This window comes from Amycolatopsis sp. PSD-21 (assembly GCF_055561455.1).
Genome location: NZ_CM145712.1, coordinates 2,428,309 through 2,446,583 on the forward strand (window position 1 = coordinate 2,428,309; position 18,275 = coordinate 2,446,583).

20 protein-coding genes are annotated in these 18,275 nt (G+C 68.7%); 5 read left to right on the forward strand and 15 right to left on the reverse strand.

The window, feature by feature from the left end; genetic code table 11:
- Positions 1 to 86: 86 nt before the first annotated feature.
- Complete coding sequence (gene lepA / locus ACZ1DY_RS11780; protein WP_126729564.1) at positions 87 to 1,928, forward strand: translation elongation factor 4; 1,842 nt, start codon at positions 87 to 89, stop codon at positions 1,926 to 1,928.
- A gap of 52 nt (positions 1,929 to 1,980) precedes the next feature.
- Here lepA and ACZ1DY_RS11785 read toward each other — a convergent pair whose 3' ends face one another.
- Together ACZ1DY_RS11785 and ACZ1DY_RS11790 are read right to left on the reverse strand one after the other, a co-directional pair.
- Positions 1,981 to 2,427: a pyridoxamine 5'-phosphate oxidase family protein gene (locus tag ACZ1DY_RS11785; RefSeq protein WP_126729562.1), complete on the reverse strand. Its 447-nt coding sequence runs from the start codon at positions 2,425 to 2,427 to the stop codon at positions 1,981 to 1,983.
- Positions 2,428 to 2,483: 56 nt separating this feature from the next.
- Positions 2,484 to 4,247, reverse strand: coding sequence for a family 20 glycosylhydrolase (locus ACZ1DY_RS11790; RefSeq protein ID WP_257488288.1), 1,764 nt, complete (start codon positions 4,245 to 4,247; stop codon positions 2,484 to 2,486).
- A 152-nt stretch (positions 4,248 to 4,399) separates the two neighbouring features.
- On the opposite strand from ACZ1DY_RS11790, the gene ACZ1DY_RS11795 reads away from it, so the two are divergent.
- On the forward strand, positions 4,400 to 5,449 hold the full coding sequence (locus ACZ1DY_RS11795) for a nitronate monooxygenase (protein WP_257488287.1): 1,050 nt from the start codon (positions 4,400 to 4,402) through the stop codon (positions 5,447 to 5,449).
- Here ACZ1DY_RS11795 and ACZ1DY_RS11800 read toward each other — a convergent pair.
- From ACZ1DY_RS11800 to ACZ1DY_RS11810, 3 genes are all read right to left on the reverse strand, one after another.
- Positions 5,424 to 6,899 (reverse strand): amino acid permease, encoded by a 1,476-nt coding sequence (locus tag ACZ1DY_RS11800; protein ID WP_257488286.1) that lies wholly within the window; start codon positions 6,897 to 6,899, stop codon positions 5,424 to 5,426. The two genes, ACZ1DY_RS11795 and ACZ1DY_RS11800, sit on opposite strands and share 26 nt — an antisense overlap.
- 79 nt (positions 6,900 to 6,978) lie before the next feature.
- A complete protein-coding gene (locus tag ACZ1DY_RS11805; RefSeq protein ID WP_257488285.1) occupies positions 6,979 to 8,022 on the reverse strand; it encodes an alpha/beta hydrolase in 1,044 nt (347 codons plus the stop codon).
- A 171-nt stretch (positions 8,023 to 8,193) separates the two neighbouring features.
- On the reverse strand, positions 8,194 to 9,171 hold the full coding sequence (locus ACZ1DY_RS11810) for a zinc-binding dehydrogenase (RefSeq protein WP_465484348.1): 978 nt from the start codon (positions 9,169 to 9,171) through the stop codon (positions 8,194 to 8,196).
- 59 nt (positions 9,172 to 9,230) lie between these two features.
- Between ACZ1DY_RS11810 and ACZ1DY_RS11815 the strand changes: the two genes are divergently transcribed.
- Genes ACZ1DY_RS11815 through ACZ1DY_RS11825 form a run of 3 tightly spaced genes read left to right on the forward strand, consistent with a single transcriptional unit; the run spans position 9,231 to position 10,278 of the window.
- Entirely contained in the window at positions 9,231 to 9,434 is a 204-nt protein-coding gene (locus tag ACZ1DY_RS11815) for a hypothetical protein (RefSeq protein WP_126729554.1), read from the forward strand.
- Positions 9,435 to 9,445: 11 nt separating this feature from the next.
- Positions 9,446 to 9,925: a guanyl-specific ribonuclease gene (locus ACZ1DY_RS11820; RefSeq protein WP_126729552.1), complete on the forward strand. Its 480-nt coding sequence runs from the start codon at positions 9,446 to 9,448 to the stop codon at positions 9,923 to 9,925.
- A complete protein-coding gene (locus tag ACZ1DY_RS11825) occupies positions 9,922 to 10,278 on the forward strand; it encodes a barstar family protein (RefSeq protein ID WP_257488282.1) in 357 nt (118 codons plus the stop codon). Before ACZ1DY_RS11820 ends, ACZ1DY_RS11825 begins: the two co-directional genes overlap by 4 nt.
- Here ACZ1DY_RS11825 and ACZ1DY_RS11830 read toward each other — a convergent pair.
- From ACZ1DY_RS11830 to ACZ1DY_RS11875, 10 genes are all read right to left on the reverse strand, one after another.
- Positions 10,275 to 11,048 (reverse strand): enoyl-CoA hydratase family protein, encoded by a 774-nt coding sequence (locus ACZ1DY_RS11830; protein ID WP_465484349.1) that lies wholly within the window; start codon positions 11,046 to 11,048, stop codon positions 10,275 to 10,277. The genes ACZ1DY_RS11825 and ACZ1DY_RS11830 overlap by 4 nt on opposite strands.
- Before the next feature lie 77 nt (positions 11,049 to 11,125).
- On the reverse strand, positions 11,126 to 11,749 hold the full coding sequence (locus ACZ1DY_RS11835) for a cyclase (RefSeq protein ID WP_126729547.1): 624 nt from the start codon (positions 11,747 to 11,749) through the stop codon (positions 11,126 to 11,128).
- 194 nt (positions 11,750 to 11,943) lie between these two features.
- Entirely contained in the window at positions 11,944 to 12,681 is a 738-nt protein-coding gene (locus ACZ1DY_RS11840) for a sirohydrochlorin chelatase (protein WP_465484350.1), read from the reverse strand.
- Positions 12,678 to 13,940, reverse strand: a complete 1,263-nt coding sequence (locus tag ACZ1DY_RS11845; RefSeq protein WP_126729544.1) for a sulfate adenylyltransferase subunit 1 — start codon at positions 13,938 to 13,940, stop codon at positions 12,678 to 12,680. The genes ACZ1DY_RS11840 and ACZ1DY_RS11845 overlap by 4 nt, the downstream gene beginning before the upstream one ends.
- Entirely contained in the window at positions 13,940 to 14,860 is a 921-nt protein-coding gene (cysD, locus tag ACZ1DY_RS11850) for a sulfate adenylyltransferase subunit CysD (RefSeq protein WP_034316337.1), read from the reverse strand. Before cysD ends, ACZ1DY_RS11845 begins: the two co-directional genes overlap by 1 nt.
- Positions 14,861 to 14,871: 11 nt before the next feature.
- A complete protein-coding gene (locus tag ACZ1DY_RS11855; RefSeq protein ID WP_192745816.1) occupies positions 14,872 to 15,567 on the reverse strand; it encodes a phosphoadenylyl-sulfate reductase in 696 nt (231 codons plus the stop codon).
- Complete coding sequence (locus tag ACZ1DY_RS11860) at positions 15,564 to 15,716, reverse strand: eL43 family ribosomal protein (protein ID WP_034316341.1); 153 nt, start codon at positions 15,714 to 15,716, stop codon at positions 15,564 to 15,566. Before ACZ1DY_RS11860 ends, ACZ1DY_RS11855 begins: the two co-directional genes overlap by 4 nt.
- Positions 15,713 to 17,407 carry a nitrite/sulfite reductase gene (locus ACZ1DY_RS11865; RefSeq protein ID WP_465484351.1) on the reverse strand — a complete coding sequence of 565 codons (1,695 nt, stop codon included), beginning with the start codon at positions 17,405 to 17,407 and terminating at the stop codon, positions 15,713 to 15,715. Before ACZ1DY_RS11865 ends, ACZ1DY_RS11860 begins: the two co-directional genes overlap by 4 nt.
- Positions 17,408 to 17,443: 36 nt before the next feature.
- Positions 17,444 to 17,530, reverse strand: coding sequence for a putative leader peptide (locus tag ACZ1DY_RS11870; RefSeq protein WP_360907593.1), 87 nt, complete (start codon positions 17,528 to 17,530; stop codon positions 17,444 to 17,446).
- A 153-nt stretch (positions 17,531 to 17,683) separates the two neighbouring features.
- Positions 17,684 to 18,256, reverse strand: coding sequence for a TetR/AcrR family transcriptional regulator (locus ACZ1DY_RS11875; protein ID WP_257488278.1), 573 nt, complete (start codon positions 18,254 to 18,256; stop codon positions 17,684 to 17,686).
- Positions 18,257 to 18,275: the final 19 nt, after the last annotated feature.

Here is an 18,275-nt window from a genome sequence, read left to right on the forward strand (position 1 = left end):
GGCCGCATCGGGGATGACCCCCACTCGCACCCGGAGCGGCATGGGAGCATAGAGGTGGCACACCCCGACCTTCGCGAGGAAACCCGTTGACGACGTTCGCCGACACGACCTTCACGCCCCCGGAGCTCATCCGGAACTTCTGCATCATCGCGCACATCGACCACGGCAAGTCGACCCTGGCCGACCGGATGCTGCAGCTCACCGGCGTGGTCGAGGAGCGGGCCATGCGCGCTCAGTACCTCGACCGCATGGACATCGAACGGGAACGCGGGATCACCATCAAGGCGCAGAACGTGCGCCTGCCCTGGAAGGTCGACGGCCAGGATCATGTCCTGCACCTGATCGACACTCCCGGCCACGTGGACTTCACCTACGAGGTTTCCCGGGCACTGGAGGCCTGCGAAGGGGCGATTCTGCTGGTCGACGCGGCTCAGGGGATCGAGGCGCAGACGCTGGCGAACCTCTACCTGGCGCTCGAGAAGAACCTGCACATCATCCCGGTGCTGAACAAGATCGACCTGCCGTCGGCCGATCCGGACAAGTACGCGGCCGAGCTGGCGCACATCATCGGCTGCGAGCCCTCGGACGTGCTCCGCGTGTCGGCGAAGACCGGTATGGGCGTGACCGAACTGCTCGACGAGTGCGTGAAGCAGGTCCCGCCGCCGGTCGGCGACGCGGACGCGCCCGCCCGGGCGATGATCTTCGACTCGGTCTACGACACCTACCGGGGTGTCGTGACCTACATCAGGGTCGTCGACGGGAAGATCACGCCGCGCGAGCGGATCAAGATGATGTCGACCGGTGCCACCCACGAACTCCTCGAGGTCGGGATCATCTCTCCGGAGCCCAAGGCCAGCAAGGGGCTCGGGGTCGGCGAGGTGGGCTACCTCATCACCGGGGTGAAGGACGTCCGTCAGTCGAAGGTCGGTGACACCGTCACCTCCGAGCGCAAGGGTGCCGAGGAGCCGCTCGCTGGCTACCGCGAGCCGAAGCCGATGGTCTACTCGGGTCTGTACCCGGTCGACGGGTCGGACTACCCCGAACTGCGTGAAGCACTGGACAAGCTCCAGCTCAACGACGCCGCGCTCGCCTATGAGCCGGAAACCTCAGTGGCGCTCGGGTTCGGATTCCGCTGTGGCTTCCTCGGCCTGCTGCACCTGGAGATCACCCGGGACCGGCTCGAGCGCGAATTCGGCCTCGACCTGATTTCGACCGCGCCGAACGTCATCTACAACGTCGTGCTCGAGGACAAGAGCGAGGTCGTGGTGACGAACCCCTCGGACTGGCCGTCCGGGATGAAGATCTCCGAGGTCCACGAGCCGGTCTCCAAGGTGAGCATCCTGGCGCCGTCGGAGTTCGTCGGCACGATCATGGAGCTGTGCCAGGCCAAGCGCGGCACGCTGCTGGGGATGGACTACCTCTCCGAGGACCGCGTCGAGCTGCGCTACAACATCCCGCTCGCGGAGATCATCTTCGACTTCTTCGACACGCTGAAGTCGCGTACGCGTGGTTACGCGTCCCTCGACTACGAAGAGGGCGGCGACCAGGTCGCCGATCTGGTCAAGGTCGACATCCTGCTCCAGGGCGAGACCGTCGACGCGTTCTCGGCGATCGTGCACAAGGACGCCGCTTACGGTTACGGCAACCGGATGGCGACGCGGCTGCGTGAGCTGATCCCGCGGCAGCAGTTCGAGGTCCCGATCCAGGCGGCCGTCGGGTCGCGGATCATCGCCCGCGAGACCATCCGCGCGATCCGCAAGGACGTGCTCGCGAAGTGTTACGGCGGTGACATCTCGCGTAAGCGCAAACTGCTGGAAAAGCAGAAGGAAGGCAAGAAGCGGATGAAGACCGTCGGCCGGGTCGAGGTCCCGCAGGAGGCCTTCGTCGCCGCACTGTCCACTGAGGACGCCGGTAGCAAGAAGAAGTAGGCCACACTCGCGAAAGGGCCGCCCGGAGCACGATCCGGGCGGCCCTTTCGCGTCAGCGATTCCCGCTGATGCGGTTCGCCGTGACGAAGACGGCGACCCTGCGTTCGGCGGCCATCACACGGTCGTACTCGTCCCAGTCGTCGTGGGTCCCCGTCGCCGCCATGAAGACCTCACGCAGCAACCGGGGAAGGCCGGCCGGGTCGAAGTCCGGGTCCGGGTCGTCCGGCCCGATGAGGTGCGTGCTTCCCTGGACCGCCGCCCATTCCCAGCCGCGCCTGAAGGTGACCGTGGCGTGGCCCGCCCGGCGGAACAGGTCGAGTTTCTTCACCCCGCCCATCGCCACGAAGGCGACCCCTGGTGCCTTGGTGACCGGGTCTTCGAAGACGCCGGCGTTGACCACCGAAGAGTGGACGGTGCCGTCGGCGCGGACCGTCGAGACGGTCGCGAGTCCGTTTTCGCGCAAGGAAAGTGTGCGGACGAGTTCGAGGTCTGCGGCCATGTGACCACCGTAGCCCGCTCGGCCCGGTGAAGGGGCCGAGCGGACTACTGGACGGGTCAGCAGGTGCCGTTGTCCCGCCAGACACCCCATTGGCCGGTCGTCCCGGGCTCTTCGCCTTGCGTCCACCACTGCGCTGTCCACTTGTGGCCGTTGTGGGAGACGCTCGCTCCGCCGGTGTAGACCGAAGCACGGTCCCACGCGGGGAGCGAGCAGGTGCCCGGGTTACCGGATCCGGTTTCCCAGGGCACCTGGCCCGACTTGTAGTAGTCGAGGCCCTGGGCCTGCCATCGCGGGGCTTGGGCGCCGAGGCGTACCCGGAAGGTGTTCCAATCGTGGGTCGACCACGGCGACCAGCCGAGCTCGGCGTGCGCGGGGAGCCGGGGGAACGCGAGGTAGTCGATGTTCGCCGGGGTGACCACGGTTTCGGTCCACAGCGGGGATTCGACGCCGCGGACGGCGGATTCGGGAACGCCGGAGAGGTAGGCGCCCGGGTTCCAGTTGTAGGCGTCCTGGACCTCGATGTAGCCGGCCCAAGAGAGCCCGATCGGGGTACTGGAGTTGTACTTCATGTCCAGGTAGGCCTTGTTGGCAGGCGACAGGATCACCTTGCTGCCGCGGGCGACGGCGTTCGAGACCTCCGTGCTGGACGTCGTCGTGCCCCAGAACTGCGGGGTCGCCGTGGCGGGCAGGGTGGCCTTGCCGATCTCGTGCCAGCCGACGACCTGCTTGCCCGCGGCGGCCACCATCGGCAGCACCCGGTTCATGAACGTGCGGTAGTCCGCGTCGCTGGTGGCCTGAGCCTCGTCGCCGCCGAGGTGGAAGTACGGGCCGGGCGTCAGCGCGGCGACCTCGCGGATGACGTCGTTGACGAAGGTGTAGGTGATCTCCTTCGAGATGCAGAGCGAGCTGTAGCCGACGGCGGTGTCGGTGCGCAGCGGGGGAGCGGTGTTGTTGCAGTTCAGCTCGGCGTACGAGGCCAGGGCGGCGTTGGTGTGCCCGGGCATGTCGATCTCCGGGATGACCGTGATGAATCGCGAGGCCGCGTAGTTCACGATCTCCGTGTACTGCGCCTTGGTGTAGTAGCCGCCGGCGCCTCCGCCGACCTGGGTGCTGCCGCCGTAGGTGGTCAGTCGCGGCCAGCTGTCGATCTGGATGCGCCAGCCCTGGTCGTCGGCGAGGTGCAGGTGCAGGTTGTTGATCTTGTACTGCGCCAGCTGGTCGATGTACCGCTTGACGGTGGCGACCGGATGGAAATGCCGGGCGACGTCGAGCATCGCGCCTCGGTAGCCGAATCGCGGATAGTCCAGGATGTCGGCACCCGGGATCGTCCAGGGCCCCTGCTGGGCAGTGGAGCTTTCGATCTTGCCCGGCAGCAGCTGCCGCAGTGTCTGAACGCCGCCGAAGAGACCTTGCGCGGTCGTCGCGCGCAGGACGACCGATGCGGATGTCGAGTTGAGCTGATAGCCCTGGTCGCCGACACGGGAGTCGGCTCCGGACAGCAGGAGTGAGATCCCGTCGGCCGGGGTGCCCGGTGGCGCGTCGGAGACGGGCAGTGGGAAGCCGGTGGACGCGCGGAAGATCCCGGCGAGGTAGTCACCGACGGCCTTGGCCTGTGCCGAACCGGCCTGGGTGTAGATCTTGGTGTTCGCGGTCAGGGTGTGGTCGGAACCGGTGACCGCGCGGACCGAGACCGGGACCGGGACGATCGCCTGCAGTGGCGGGGTGGCCGCGTCGGCGACGGGGGCGGCTGCGGTGGTGACGCCGGCGAGCAGCGCCACCCCGACGAAGGCGCGGCCCAGCCGCGCTTTCAAAGTCTTCACCGGGTGCCTCCAGGGGACAGGGGCGTGACGCGCGTCACGCGCTGTTCGATGGTCGCACTTCCGGCGTTAAAGGTCTAGACCACCATGGCCGAACCTTGGAGTGACTCGAACGTCACATTCCGTGTCACGGCGAGAGGGCTATCGTCGGAAACGTGTTCGAAGATCTGCGTTTTCCCGTGATCGCGGCCCCGATGGCCGGTGGGCCGACCACTCCCGAGCTCGTGGCCGCGGTGACCGCGGCGGGCGGGTTCGGCTTCCTGGCCGGGGGCTATCTGAGTGCCGACGCCCTCTCGGACCGGATCGCGAAGACGGCCGGGCTGACCGGTGAGCCGTTCGGCGTGAACCTCTTCGTCCCGGGCGGCGCCGCCGAGGCGGACCTCGGCGCGCATGTCGAGCGCTGGCGCGCGGAGGCCGAACGCCATGGTGTCGAGCCCGGCGAGCCGCGCTGGGACGACGACGCCTATGCCGCGAAGCTCGAGGTCGTCCTCGAGCGGAAGGTGCCGGTCGTTTCGTTCACCTTCGGCACCCCTTCGCCCGAGGACGTCGAACGCCTGCACGCCAACGGGAGCAAGGTGGCCGTCACCGTCACCAGCCCGGCGGAGACCGATCAGGCCGTGGCTGTCGGCGCGGACGCCCTCGTGGTCCAGGGATTCGAGGCCGGAGCGCATCGAGGACTCTTCGCTGACGAGCCCGGAGCCGAAGGCGGGGGCGCGCAGTACGGCGTCCTCAGCCTGCTCCGCCTGGTTTCGGCGCGGACGAATCTGCCGCTCGTCGCGACGGGTGGGCTGGTGCACGGCGCCGATATCGCGGCGGTGCTGGCGGCGGGGGCCGTCGCGGCACAGCTGGGCACCGCTTTCCTGCGGGCGGACGAGGCGGGGACGCAGCCCGCGCACCGGCAGGCGCTCGCGGACGGAGGAAGGCCGACGGCGTTCACCAGGGCTTTCAGCGGGCGTCCCGCCCGGTCGCTGGTCAACCGTGTGGTCGCGGACTTCTCGGCCACGGCGCCGTCGGCGTATCCGGAGGTCAACAACCTGACCAAACCGATCCGCGCGGCGGCGGGCAAGGCGGGTGACCCCGAGATCATGTCCCTCTACGCGGGGCAGACCTACGAGCTCGCGGGCTCCGGCCCGGCGGCGTCGATCGTCGAACGCCTCCAGGCCGAAGCCCGCGATGCGGCTACGCGTTTGAGTCGTCTCCGCTGACCTGCTTCGCGTCGCCGTTGTTCGCGTTCATCGCGGAGTGACGGCGGCTGTAGGCGAAGTAGATGATCAGGCCGACGCCGAACCAGGCCGCGAACCGCAGCCAGGTCTCCGGGTTCAGGAACGTGATCAGCCAGATCGAGAAGACGACGCCGATGATCGGCACGATCGGCATACCCGGCGTCTTGAACGTGCGGGGCAGGTCGGGCCGCTTGTAGCGCAGGACGATCACCGCGATGCAGACGACGACGAACGCGAGCAGGATGCCGATGTTCGTCAGTTCCGCGGCCTCGCCGATGGGAAGCAGCCCGGCGATGACCGCCGACGCGATACCGAGCACCCAGGTCATCCGGCTCGGCACCTTGCGGACCGGGTGGGTCTTGCTGAACCACTTGGGCAGCAGACCGTCGCGGCTCATCGAGTAGCCGACCCGGCTCGCGCCCATGAGGAAGGTGAACAGCACCGTGGTGATACCGATGATCGCGCCGACGGCGATGATCAGGCCGAGCCACTTCATGCCGAGCCCGGCGAAGGCGCTGGAGAAGGCGGCCTCGCTGTCGATGTCCTTGTAGTTGACCATCCCGGTCAGGACCAGGCAGGCCAGCACGTAGAGCACCATCGAGATGGCGAGCGAGTAGATGATCGCCTTCGGCATGTGCTTCTGGGAGTCGGTCGACTCCTCGGCCGCGGTGGACATGGCGTCGTAACCGAAGACCGCGAAGAACACCGTCGCCGCGCCGGTGAACGCGCCGCTGAGGCCGAACGGGAAGAAGTTCGAGTAGTTGTCGGTGTTGATGTGGAAGACACCGACGACGATGACCAGCAGGACCAGGCCGACCTTCAGGTAGACCAGCAGCGTTTCGAACCGGGCCGCGTTCTTCATGCCCTGGTTGAGGATGAAGGCGATCAGCAGGCACAGCAGCACGGCGAACAGGTTGATCTTGTAGGACCCCGGCGCGACATCGCCCGTTTCGGTGCCCGGAGCGCCCAGCATCCAGGTCGGGAGCTCGATGTTGAGATAGCCCAGCAGTTCGTTGAAGTAGCCGGAGATGCCGATCGCGACCACCGCCACGATCGCGGTGTACTCCAGCAGCAGGTCCCAGCCGATGAACCAGCCGACGATCTCGCCCAGCACGGTGTAGCCGTAGGTGTAGGCGGACCCGGCGCGGGGGATCAGCCCGGCGAACTCGGCGTAGGAGAACGCGGCGGCGGCGCTGGCGATACCCGCGATGAGGAACGAGATGAGCACGGCGGGCCCGGCCGTCTTGTTCGCGACCGCGCCGGCCAGGGAGAAGATCCCCGCGCCGATGATGCCCCCGACGCCGATCGCGGTCAGCTGCCGCAGGCCGAGCGTGCGTTGGAGCCCTCCGCCCCCACTGAGTTCTTGGATCTGATCGATCGGTTTACGGCGGAAAATCCCGGATCCCGAGCCCAGGCTGCGCGGTGCGGACATCGTCGTCTCCCAACAGGTTGTGCCCTTCGGACTGGGTCACAGTCCGAAGGGCACCGTAGCGGGAGTCGGGACTTCGCACCTATCCGGCGACGGTGTCCTCGCTCACTTCGGCGGCCACGCGAGCGGCGATCTTCGACGGCCTGGACGCGCCGGCGGAGAAGTAGGTCAGCAGCTCGGAGATCTCGACGGGGTCGTCCAGCTGCGGGCAATGGCCCCAGTCCTCGCGCACCATCAGCCTGCTGTGCGGGACCAGCGCGTGCAGCTGACGCCCGGAGGCGGCGCTGACCAGCTTGTCCTTGCCACAGACGACCACCAGGAGCGGGATGCGGACCTCCTCGAGCCGGTACGCGTTCGCCAGCTCTTCGACGAGCTGCCTCGCCTGTTCGAGCCTGGTGGTGGTGGACCGGTAGTCCGGGAACAGCGACGTGAAGCGGCGGACCTGGGCGGCGTCCGCGACGGAGGAGTCGGCGTACAGCAGCCGGGGCACGACCTGCTCGGCGACGGCGCGCACGAGGAAACCGGGGATCGGCAGCGGCAGGGCCGAGTACATCCGGAGCGGCAGCGGATACCGGGCCACGGTGCGGATGAGCCAGCTGTCCACGAAACCGGGCGCGGCGATCGACACCACACCCGCGACCGGCAGCCGGTGGTTCTCTGCGGCCCGGAGGCTCATGGTGCCGCCGAGCGAGTTGCCGGCGAGCACCACCGTGCCGAGTACGGCCTGCTCCTTGACCACAGCCGCGGTGAACGCGTCCAGCTGCGGGAGCATCGGGCCCGGCCGCAGTGGCTGCGCGTCACCGAATCCGGGCAGATCGACCGCGACCGCCGGAACACCGGCGGCCGCGAGCAGCTCCAGAACCGGGCGCCAGGTGTCGGCGCTGTCGCAATAGCCGTGCAGCAGCACCAGCCTCGGCGCCGTCGGTTTGACCTGTCCGCGTGTGGGGGCCCGCTTGCCGAGCATCCGCCGGGGCGCGCGGTCGGTGGATTCCACCGGCTGCGGCCCGACTTCGAGCACTCTGGTGCGGACACCGGCGTAGCGCCGGAACGAGACGCGGATCGGGTCGGCGTCGGTGCTGGTCCGGCCCCCGGGGTCCGCCGGTTCGGGCCGCTGCGATGCGGTCATTCTTCAAGGCTAACCGCGAGAGGTCGGATTTTGGTCGAACTTTGGTCGTGAAAAGCTCCCTGAGTCATAACGTTCTTGACACTTGACAAGACCGCGAAATGACTGTTTGACCTGCGCGGAACGCGCGGACGTGCGCCTGTGTGCGCGCTTCATCGCGCCAAGGGGGAGAGCTCACCCCTCCGATGAATGTGTGAAGACCACCTTGCCTGAGGTTTCCCCGTCGAGCATGTTCTTAAACCCGGTTTCGGCTTCGGCGAACGGCAGCTCGGCGCCGATCTGCGGACGGACCCCGGTGAGCTCGAGGTAGGCGAGGAGGTCGTTCAGTTCGTCCCTGGTCCCCATGGTCGAACCCGCGATACGCAGTTGCAGAAAGAACACGCGCTGCAACTCCGCGTGAGCGTCCGGGCCGCTGGTCGAGCCCGAGACGACGATGATCCCGCCCGGTTTGAGCGACTTCACCGAGTGCGACCAGGTCGCCTTGCCGACGGTTTCGAAGACGGCGTCGACCCGCTCCGGCAGCCGAGCGCCGGACTCAAAGGTCTGATGTGCACCCAGACTTTCGGCCAGCGCACGCTTTTCCTCGCTGCGTCCGGTCACCCAGACCCGGAACCCGGCCGCGCGCCCGAGCTGGACGAGGGCGGTCGACACGCCGCCGGAGGCGCCCTGCACGAGCATCGTCTGTCCCGGCCGCAGCCCGGACTTCACGAACAGCATCCGGTACGCGGTCAGCCACGCCGTGCCCATGGTCGCGGCTTCGGCGAAGGTCAGGCTCGACGGCTTCGGCACGACGTTGCGCGCGGGGACCACGACCTGCTCGGCGAAGGTGCCTTGGTACTTCTCGGTGAGCAGGGTGCGCTTCGGGTCGAGCGTGTCGTCGCCCTGCCAGCCAGGGGCGTTGATCACCGAGTGGACGACGACCTCGGTGCCGTCGTCGAGGGCGCCCGCGCCGTCGCAGCCCAGGATCATCGGGAACTGCTCGGGTTTGATGCCGACGCCGCGCAACGTCCACAGGTCGTGCATGTTGAGGCTGGCGGCCTTGACGTTGACCCGCACCCAGCCTTCGGGCACGTCGGGCTCGGGTCGCTCGCCGATCACGAGCGAGTCCAGCGGCTTTTCGGCGTTGGGTTCGGAAGCGTAAACGGCGAACATGTCAGCAACCTACATGGCCTGACCGGTGGTGGCAGCGGGCGCGAGCGTAGGCTCACAGCGTGTTCAACGGGCTTGCAGACTGGTGGGACGGCGTCGAGCTGTGGCTCGCGCAGGCCCCGTTCCCCGTCCAGTTCGTGCTGGTCATGGCGGTCGTGGTGCCGCTGTGCCTGGTCGCGGCCTTGGTGCTCGACACGGTGTTCGGCAAGCTCGCCCGGTTCTTCGGCACGGCCCGCGATGCGAACGACTCCGACCGGCCGTCCTAAGCTGGCACACCATGTTCAACCGTAGGCGGATCACCGCCGCCCTGATCGGCCTGATCGTGCTGGTGCTCGCAGGCTGGTTCGTCAAGGACGGCATCAGCGGTGACGACACGAAGAGCGCTCCGGCGAGTTCGTCCGCTTCGGCCGCGCCGTCGGGCGACGCCGCGGCGAGCGGCGCGAAGGGCAAGGTCGCGGGTGCGGAGTCCGGGCTCCCGGTCAAACCGCTCACCGGACTTCCCCCGCAGGCGTCCGACACCTGGAAGCTCATCCAGGCGGGCGGGCCGTACCCGTATCCGCGCAACGACGACGTCACCTTCCAGAACCGGGAGAAGGTCCTGCCGGCCAAGGGTTCCGGCTACTACCGGGAATACACGGTCAAGACGCCGGGCAGCCCTGATCGCGGGGCGAGGCGGCTGGTGACCGGTGGCGGCAAGGAGCTGTACTACACCGAGGACCACTACAAGTCCTTCGTCGTCGTGGATCCCAGCCGATGAGCGCGGGCAAGGAAGCGGCGGACAAGGCGTTCGCCCGCGGCGCGTATCCGCATCTGATCGACGGCACGCGGACGGTCGACAAGGACACGACGCTCGACGCGATCGCGGAGGCGTTGTCGTTCCCCGATTACTTCGGGAAGAACCTCGACGCGCTCTACGACTGCCTCACCGACCTGTCGTGGCTCCCGGCCGGCGAGCACGTGCTGATCTGGTCCGGTTCCTCGGGCCTCAGGGAGCGCGATCCCAAGGCGTACCTGGCCGTCCGCAGCGTGCTGTCCGACGCGCAGCGGGCGCTGGGGCCCTCCGGTGACCGGAAGGACTCCCGGCGCCTCACTGTCGTCTTGCCGGATTAGGCCTCCGGGACCCAGTTCGGCTTGCGCTTCTGCGCGAACGCCGTGATGCCCTCCTGGCCTTCTTCGCTCGCGAAGAATCCGGCGGACAGCTTGTTCATGGCCTCGAAGCCTTCGGACGGCGTCGCCGGGCGAGGCTTGCTGAGCAGTTCCTTCGTCGCCGCGAGCGCCTTCGGCCCGCCGAGGGCGAGCGCCTTGACATAGCGGGCGACCTCGCCGTCGAGTTCGTCGGCGGTGACGGCGGAGTTCAGCAGGCCGATCTCGACGGCGCGCTTCGCGTCGAAGGTGTCACCGGTCAGGAAGAGCTCGTGCGCGGCGCGGGCGTTGAGCCGCGGCAGCACGGTGAGCGAGATGACGGCGGGGACGACGCCGATCCGCACCTCGGAGAAGGCGAAGGTCGCTTCGTGGACGGCCACGGCGATGTCGGTCGCGGCCACCATGCCGATCCCGCCCGCCCGCGCGGGGCCCGCCAGCTTCGCCACGACCGGTTTGGGGCTGGTCCACAGCTGCTCGAGGATCTTCGGGAACTCGTTGACGCCCTGGGCGCCCGCACCGGCGCCGCGGGCCTCCTTGAGATCCATGCCCGCGCAGAACACCGGACCGGTGTGGGTGAGCACGATGACCCGTACCGCGTCGTCCGCCTTCGCCTTGTCCAGCGATTCGCTCAGTTCACGCCGCAGCTGGGCGGAGAGCGCGTTGCGGTTGTGCGGGGAGTCCAGGGTGATCGTGGCGGTGCCGCCCACCACGTCGTAGTGCACCAGTTCGTCAGCCATGCCCCACCTTCGCACGGGCGAAGTCGGGCCGGGCAGTGGCCTGCGCCACCATCGGATGACGGTGGCGCAGGCACGGGTCAGCCGATCGTCGTCGTGGTGAAGGTCGGGCTCGGGTTCGGGAAACAGGCGGTCGGGGCGGAGACGTCGAAACCGGCGCTGACCACGGCGGTGAACGTCAGGCCCGGGTCGCTGTAGCTGGTCCCGCCCAGTTTCGTCTCGATGGTGCCGGACGAGCCCGCGGTCAGATGCGCGGTCACGGTCGGCAGTTCGAACGTCGAGCCGCCCGCGATCGGGCCGGGGAAGCTCAGCGTCGCGACGCTGCCGGAGACGGTGATCTTCGGCGGGGTCGAGCCGATGCCGGAGCCACCGGCGAGGTCGGCGCCCACCCAGGTCGAGTTCGCCGGGATCGGGATCTTCAGGGCGAAGTCCTTGATGTTCTTGACCTGGTAGCCGCTGACCTCGGCCGGGACGGTGTTCGGCGCCGGGTCGATGACGACGTCGAGGGCGGCGCCGGGAGCGACCGTGGCCGGAGCGGTGACGTCGGCGTCCTGGTTCAGCTTGAGGTACTTGTTGCCGACGAGCGGCGGCTTCGCCTCGCAGTCGAAGACGACGGTGGTCGCCGCGGAAGCCGGTGCGGCGAGCCCGGCGAACGGGACGAGCACGGCCGAGGCGCAGACCAGGGCACGGATGGCAGCCTTCATGTTCCACCTACCTGGGGGTTCGATGGGGAGAGAGGGAGCTGCGCAGCGTTTAGAGAGTTACCGGCAAGTTAAGTAACTCGTCAAGAAATCTCCGTTCCCATACGCGGGGCGTCACGGAAATGGGAACGGAACCCACCGAAAATCGGTATCAAGCGCCCGAACGGGACACGAAATTCTACTGGGCCGTTGAGTGATCAGGCGGCGAGCCGGGCGGCGGCGACGTCGTAGCGGTCCAGGACGAGCCCGGCGATCCGCGGATCCGGGCCCAGCGGCCCGGCGACGATCACCGACGGGTCGGCTTCGCGGGCCAGGCGCGCGATCCGGTCCGGCAGGAGCCCCGGCGCGAGGAACCAGCCCGCCACCGCGAGCCGCTGCGCGCCGTTGAGCCGCAACCGCGCGATGGCGGCGGGCACGTCCGGCTGCGCGGCGCTGGCGAAGGCGGGCGTCGCGAGCAATCCGCGACGCAGTTGCCAGCGGGTGGTGATCCCGGCGACCGCGTCGTTCGCCGCGACGTTCGACGAACCGACACCGGCCAGCAGGACACCCAGGCCGGGGTCGTCCAGGTCCACTCCCGCCTCGGCGAGCCGGTCCAGCGCGACCGTCTCGATGAGCGGGTCGATGCCCAGCACCCCGGAAACCCGCACGTCGAGGCCCGGGCAGTCCGCGGTCGCCTCGGCGACGAGCGCGGGCAGGTCGACCCGGGCGTGGTAGGCCACACCCAGCAGCAGGGGCACCACGACGACCTCGCGATGTCCCTCGGCGTAGAGGCCGCGCAGGGCGGCGGTGAGCAACGGCTCCGAGAGATCCAAAAAGGACTCACGGATGTCGAGTTCCGGCGCCAGCCCACGGGTGACGCCGAGCAGGGCGCGGATGGTCGCGGCGGACCGCGGATCGCGGCTGCCGTGGGCGACGGCGAGGAGCGGTGGGGTCATGCGAACCTTTCGCCGACGAGTCCGGCCGCCAGTGTATCGCCGTCCTTCGGGTCGATGACCAGGAAAGCGCCCGTCCGCGGGCTGACGCCGTAGTCGTCGACGCCGATCTCCTCGGCCAGCCGGAGCGTGACCCGGCCGATGTCGTTGAGCTCCAACGTGCCCGGATCGTCCACACTGGACAACGTCTGCTCGTCGAACCGCGCGTGGAGTTCGCCGACGAGAGCCTGCACCGTCCGCGTCCCGTGCTTCACCAGCACCCGCGCGCCCGGTTTGAGCGCCTTGGCCGAGAGCCAGCACAGGGTCGCGGTGATCTCGTCGGTCACCGTCGGCTGCCGGTCCGCGGCGGCGATCAGGTCGCCCCGCGAGATGTCGACGTCGTCGGTGAGCAACAGTGTCACCGAAGTGCCGGCGCCGGCTTCGGCGAGCGGCCCGTCGGCGGTGTCGATGGCTTCCACCCGGCTGCGGATCCCTTGCGGCAGCACGACGATCTCATCGCCCGGCCGGACGGTACCAGCCGCGATCTGCCCCGCGTAGCCGCGGTAGTCGGGGTGGTCGGCCGTGCGCGGCCGGATCACGTACTGCACCGGGAACCGGAACGCCGAATCGTGCGGATCCGGCGCCACGGGCACCGTTTCCAGGTGCTCCAGCAGCGTCGGGCCGGAATACCAGGGAGTCTTGTCCGACTTCTCCGCCACGTTGTCGCCCACCAGCGCCGAAACTGGCACCGCGAGCACGGAACCCCGCTCGTAGCCCAGCGAAGCGGCGTGCTCGGCGAACTCCTCGGCGATCACGGTGAACGTCGCTTCGTCGTAGCCGACGAGGTCGATCTTGTTCACCGCCAGCACCAGGTTCGGAACGCCGAGCAGCGCGAGCACCGCGGCGTGACGACGGGTCTGCTCGATGACGCCCTTGCGCGCGTCGACCAGCAGGACGGCCAGCTGCGCGGTGGACGCCCCGGTCACCGTGTTCCGCGTGTACTGCACGTGGCCCGGTGTGTCCGCGAGCACGAAACTCCGCTTCGGAGTCGCGAAGTACCGGTACGCCACGTCGATCGTGATGCCCTGCTCGCGTTCCGAGCGCAGGCCGTCCACGAGCAGGGAGAGGTCCGGAGTGGACAGTCCTTTGTCGACACTGGCGCGGGTGACCGCGTCCAGCTGGTCGGCGAGGACGGATTTGGTGTCGTACAGGAGCCGCCCGACCAGGGTCGACTTCCCGTCGTCCACACTGCCCGCGGTCGCGAGCCTGAGGAGGCTGGACATCAGAAGTACCCTTCCCGCTTGCGGTCTTCCATCGCCGCCTCCGACATCCGGTCGTCGGCGCGGGTGGCGCCGCGTTCGGTGAGCCGGGAGGCCGAGACCTCGGCGATGACCTCGTCCACCGTGGCGGCGGTCGATTCGATGGCGCCCGTGCACGAACCGTCGCCGACGGTCCGGTAGCGCACGGTCAGTTCCTTGACGACCTCGTCCGGCCTCGGCCCGCCCCACGGGCCTTCGGCCAGCCACATGCCGTCGCGCTGGTAGACCTCGCGCCGGTGCGCGTAGTAGATCGACGGCAGCTCGACCTTCTCCCGCGCGATGTAGTTCCAGACGTCGGCCTCGGTCCAGTTGGACAGCGGGAAGACGCGGACCTGCTCGCCGGGGCGGTGCCTGCCGTTGTAGAGGTTCCACAGCTCGGGACGCTGCCGTCGCGGTTCCCACTGGCCGAAAGCGTTGCGCAGACTGAAGATCCGCTCCTTGGCGCGAGCGCGCTCCTCGTCGCGGCGTCCGCCGCCGAAGACCGCGTCGAACTTGTTTTCGGCGATCGTGTCGAGCAGCGGCGTGGTCTGCAGCGGGTTGCGCATGCCGTCGGCGCGCTCTTCGAGCCTGCCGTCGTCGATCCAGTCCTGGACCTTCGCCACGACCAGCCGCAGCCCGTGCTGCTCGACGACGCGGTCGCGGAAGTCGATGACCTCGTCGAAGTTGTGCCCGGTGTCCACGTGCAGCAACGGGAACGGCACCGGAGCGGGCCAGAACGCCTTGATCGCCAGGTGCAGCAGGAGCGTCGAGTCCTTGCCACCGGAGAACAGGATCACCGGCCGGTCGAACTCGCCCGCCACCTCGCGGAAGATGTGGATGGCCTCGGATTCCAAGGCCGCCAGGTTGTCCTGTGCCGCGGCGGCGACTGGTTCGAGCGTGGTCATGTCGTCCCTTCTCACCCGTGCAAACCGCACTCGGTCTTGCCCTGCCCGGCCCACCGGCCGCTGCGCGGGTCCTGGCCCGGAGCGACCTTTGCCGTGCACGGCGCGCAGCCGATCGACAGATAACCGATGGACACCAACGGGTTCTCGAGGATCCCGTGCTCGTCGATGTAGTCCCTGAACTCGTCGTCGGACCACGGTGCGATCGGGTTGATCTTCACCAGCCCGTTGCGGTCGTCCCAGGTGACGATCGGGGTGTTCGCGCGGGTCGGCGCGTCGACGCGGCGGACGCCGGTCACCCACGCCGAGTACTTCGCGAGCGTGTTCCGCAGCGGCACGACCTTGCGCAGGTGACAGCACTGGTTCGGGTCGCGTTCGTGCAGCTTCGGGCCGTACTCGGCGTCTTGTTCGGCGACGCTCTGTTCGGCCTCGGCGTTGACGATCCGCACCCCGGGGTACACCGCCTGCACGGCGTCACGGGTGCCGATGGTCTCGGGGAAGTGGTAGCCGGTCTGCAGGAACAACACGTCGACGTCGGGTTTGACCTGGGTGGCCAGATCGATGAGGACGGCGTCCTGCATGTTCGACGCGACGATGAAGTCGTCGCCGAAAGTCTCCGCGGTCCAGCGCAGGGCTTCGGTCGCGGTCGCCTCCGCGAGCTCCTTCGAGGCCCGTTCGGCGAGGGTCTTGTAGTCGGCAGTGGCGGTCATCCTTGCGACACCTCCGGAAAGGACAGTCCGAGGAACTTCACGGTGAAGACCCTGCGGCAGCCCGAGCACAGCCACGAGCCGCCCTCTTCCGGCCGCAGGTCTTCATCGCCACAGAAAGGGCAGTAGTACGGGGTCGCGCGCTCCGTCATTGCAAGACGCCCTCGTCGGCCCGCAGGACCCACTGGGCGAACCGCTCGCCGGGTTCGCGGCCGGCGATGTACGCCCGCACGACCCGCTCGACGTACGCGGTCAGCTCGGACGCGGTCACCTTGTGCCCGCGCAGTTTCCGGCCGAATCCGGCGTCCAGGCCGAGCCCGCCGCCGAGGTGCACCTGGAAGCCTTCGACCTGCTTGCCGTCCTCGTCGGTGACGATCTGGCCCTTGAGTCCGATGTCGGCGGTCTGGACGCGGGCGCAGGAGTTGGGGCAGCCGTTGAGGTGCACGGTCACCGGGTTCTCGATCTCGGCCTGGATGTCGGCGAGACGCTTTTCCAGTTCGGTGACCAGTTCGATCGCGCGGGCCTTGGTCTCGACGATGGCGAGTTTGCAGAACTCCAGGCCGGTGCAGGCCATGATCCCGCGGCGCCACGGCGAAGGCTCGGTCTCCAAGCCGAGTTCGGACAGCTCGCTCTTCAGCCCGTTCACCTCGGCCTCGGGGACGTCGAGGACCACGAGCTTCTGGTGCGGAGTCAGGCGGACGCGGTTCGACCCGGCCCGCTCGGCGGCCTTGGCGACCGCCAGCAGGGTGGACCCGGAGACCCGGCCCGCGACCGGCGCGGCACCGACGTAGAACTTCCCGTCGATCTGCGGGTGCACGCCGACATGGTCGATCTGGCCGGCGGGCACCTCGGGCGCCGGGCCGTCGGTCAGCTTGCGCTTGAGGTACTCGTCTTCCAGCACCTGGCGGAACTTCGCGGCGCCCCAGTCCTTGACCAGGAACTTGATCCGGGCGCGGGCGCGGAGCCGCCGGTAGCCGTAGTCGCGGAAGACGCTGATCACGCCTTCCCACACGTCGGGGACCTCGTCGAGGGAGACCCAGGCGCCCAGCCGCTGCCCGATCATCGGGTTGGTGGACAGGCCGCCGCCGACCCAGACGTCGAAGCCGGGGCCGTGTTCGGGGTGGTTCACACCGACGAAGGCGACGTCGTTGATCTCGTGCGCGACGTCCTGCTGCCCGGAGACCGCGGTCTTGAACTTGCGCGGCAGGTTCGAGTAGCGCGGGTCGCCGATGTAGCGGCGTTTGATCTCGTCGATCGCGGGGGTGCCGTCGATGATCTCGTCGGCGGCGATACCCGCGACGGGGGAGCCGAGGATGACGCGCGGGCTGTCGCCGCACGCCTCCAGCGTGGTCATCCCGGCCTTTTCGAGCTTGGCCCAGATCGTCGGGACGTCCTCGATCTGGATCCAGTGGTACTGGATGTTCTGACGGTCGGTGATGTCGGCGGTGTCGCGCGCGTGGGTCTGCGAGATCTCGGCGAGCACGGCCAGCTGGCCGGTGGTCAGCGCGCCGCCGTCGATCCGCACCCGCAGCATGAAGTAGCGGTCGTCGAGCTCTTCGGGTTCCAGCGTCGCGGTGCGGCCGCCGTCGATCCCCGGCTTGCGCTGGGTGTAGAGACCGAACCAGCGGAACCGGCCGCGGAGATCGCCAGGGTCGATCGAGTCGAAGCCGCCGCGGGCGTAGATGTTCTCGATCCGCGCGCGGACGTTGAGCGGGTTGTCGTCCTTTTTGGACCGCTCGTTGGGGTTCAGGGGTTCGCGATACCCCAGCGCCCACTGTCCCTCGCCCCGTTTCTGTTTCACCCGGGGCGTGCGGGCAGGGGTCTCGCGCGTGGGCGACGACATGGGAGTCCTCCGGCAGATCGTGGTGGTGGCGGGGAGTCAGCGGTTCGTCGCACAGAGCGCGCTCGCCACACGACGGAGGTCCACGTGGCGGCGTGCCACGAGGGTGATTCCGGCGCGGGTCATTGATTCAGCGTGCCACGCGCCCACTATGTGGTCCAGGCCGGTCCGAATACTGGGAACACCGTCCGGATTCGGCTGTTTTTGCTGGTCAAGGGCCTGGATGGAAGGTCAAGTCCGGGTTCGCCGCCGGCCATTGTGACGCAGAACGCGCGCTCTTCACGACGGCAGGACGCGGTCCACGATGATCCGGATGACCTCTTCGTCGGTGACGTCCGCGAGCACCTCCGGCAGGGTCAGCCGTTCGACGGTGAGCCCGGTCAGCGCGAGGTACATCAGCAGTACTTCGGCGCGCCCGCCCGGCATCCCCGCCGCGATGTGCCAGTCGACGCTCATGTCGATGCCCTCGCGGATGGTCTTGGTCAGCGCGGCCGAGAGGTCCGGGCGGCGGGTCGCTTCGAGCCGGAGTTCGAGCAGGGCGAGGTAGGGCTCGCGGTGGGCGGTCAGGCGCCCCATGAGCTCGCCGAGCAGGACGCCGACCCGGTCGTGGGACGGCGATTCCGCCTGCGGGTTCGCCATCACCTCGGCCGGGGCCGACAGCCGTTCCTGCACGCGGACGCCCACCTCGCCGAGCAGCTGGTCCCGGTTGCGGAAGTAGTTCGACGTCGTTCCCGGCGGGACGTCCGCTTCGACGTCCACGGCGCGGTAGGTGAGCCCGCGGGCGCCCTCGCGGGCGAGGACGGTGATGGCGGCGTCGGTCAGCGCGGTCCGGCGCTCCGGGTTCTGTCGCATCGGAACATTCTCCTTGCCT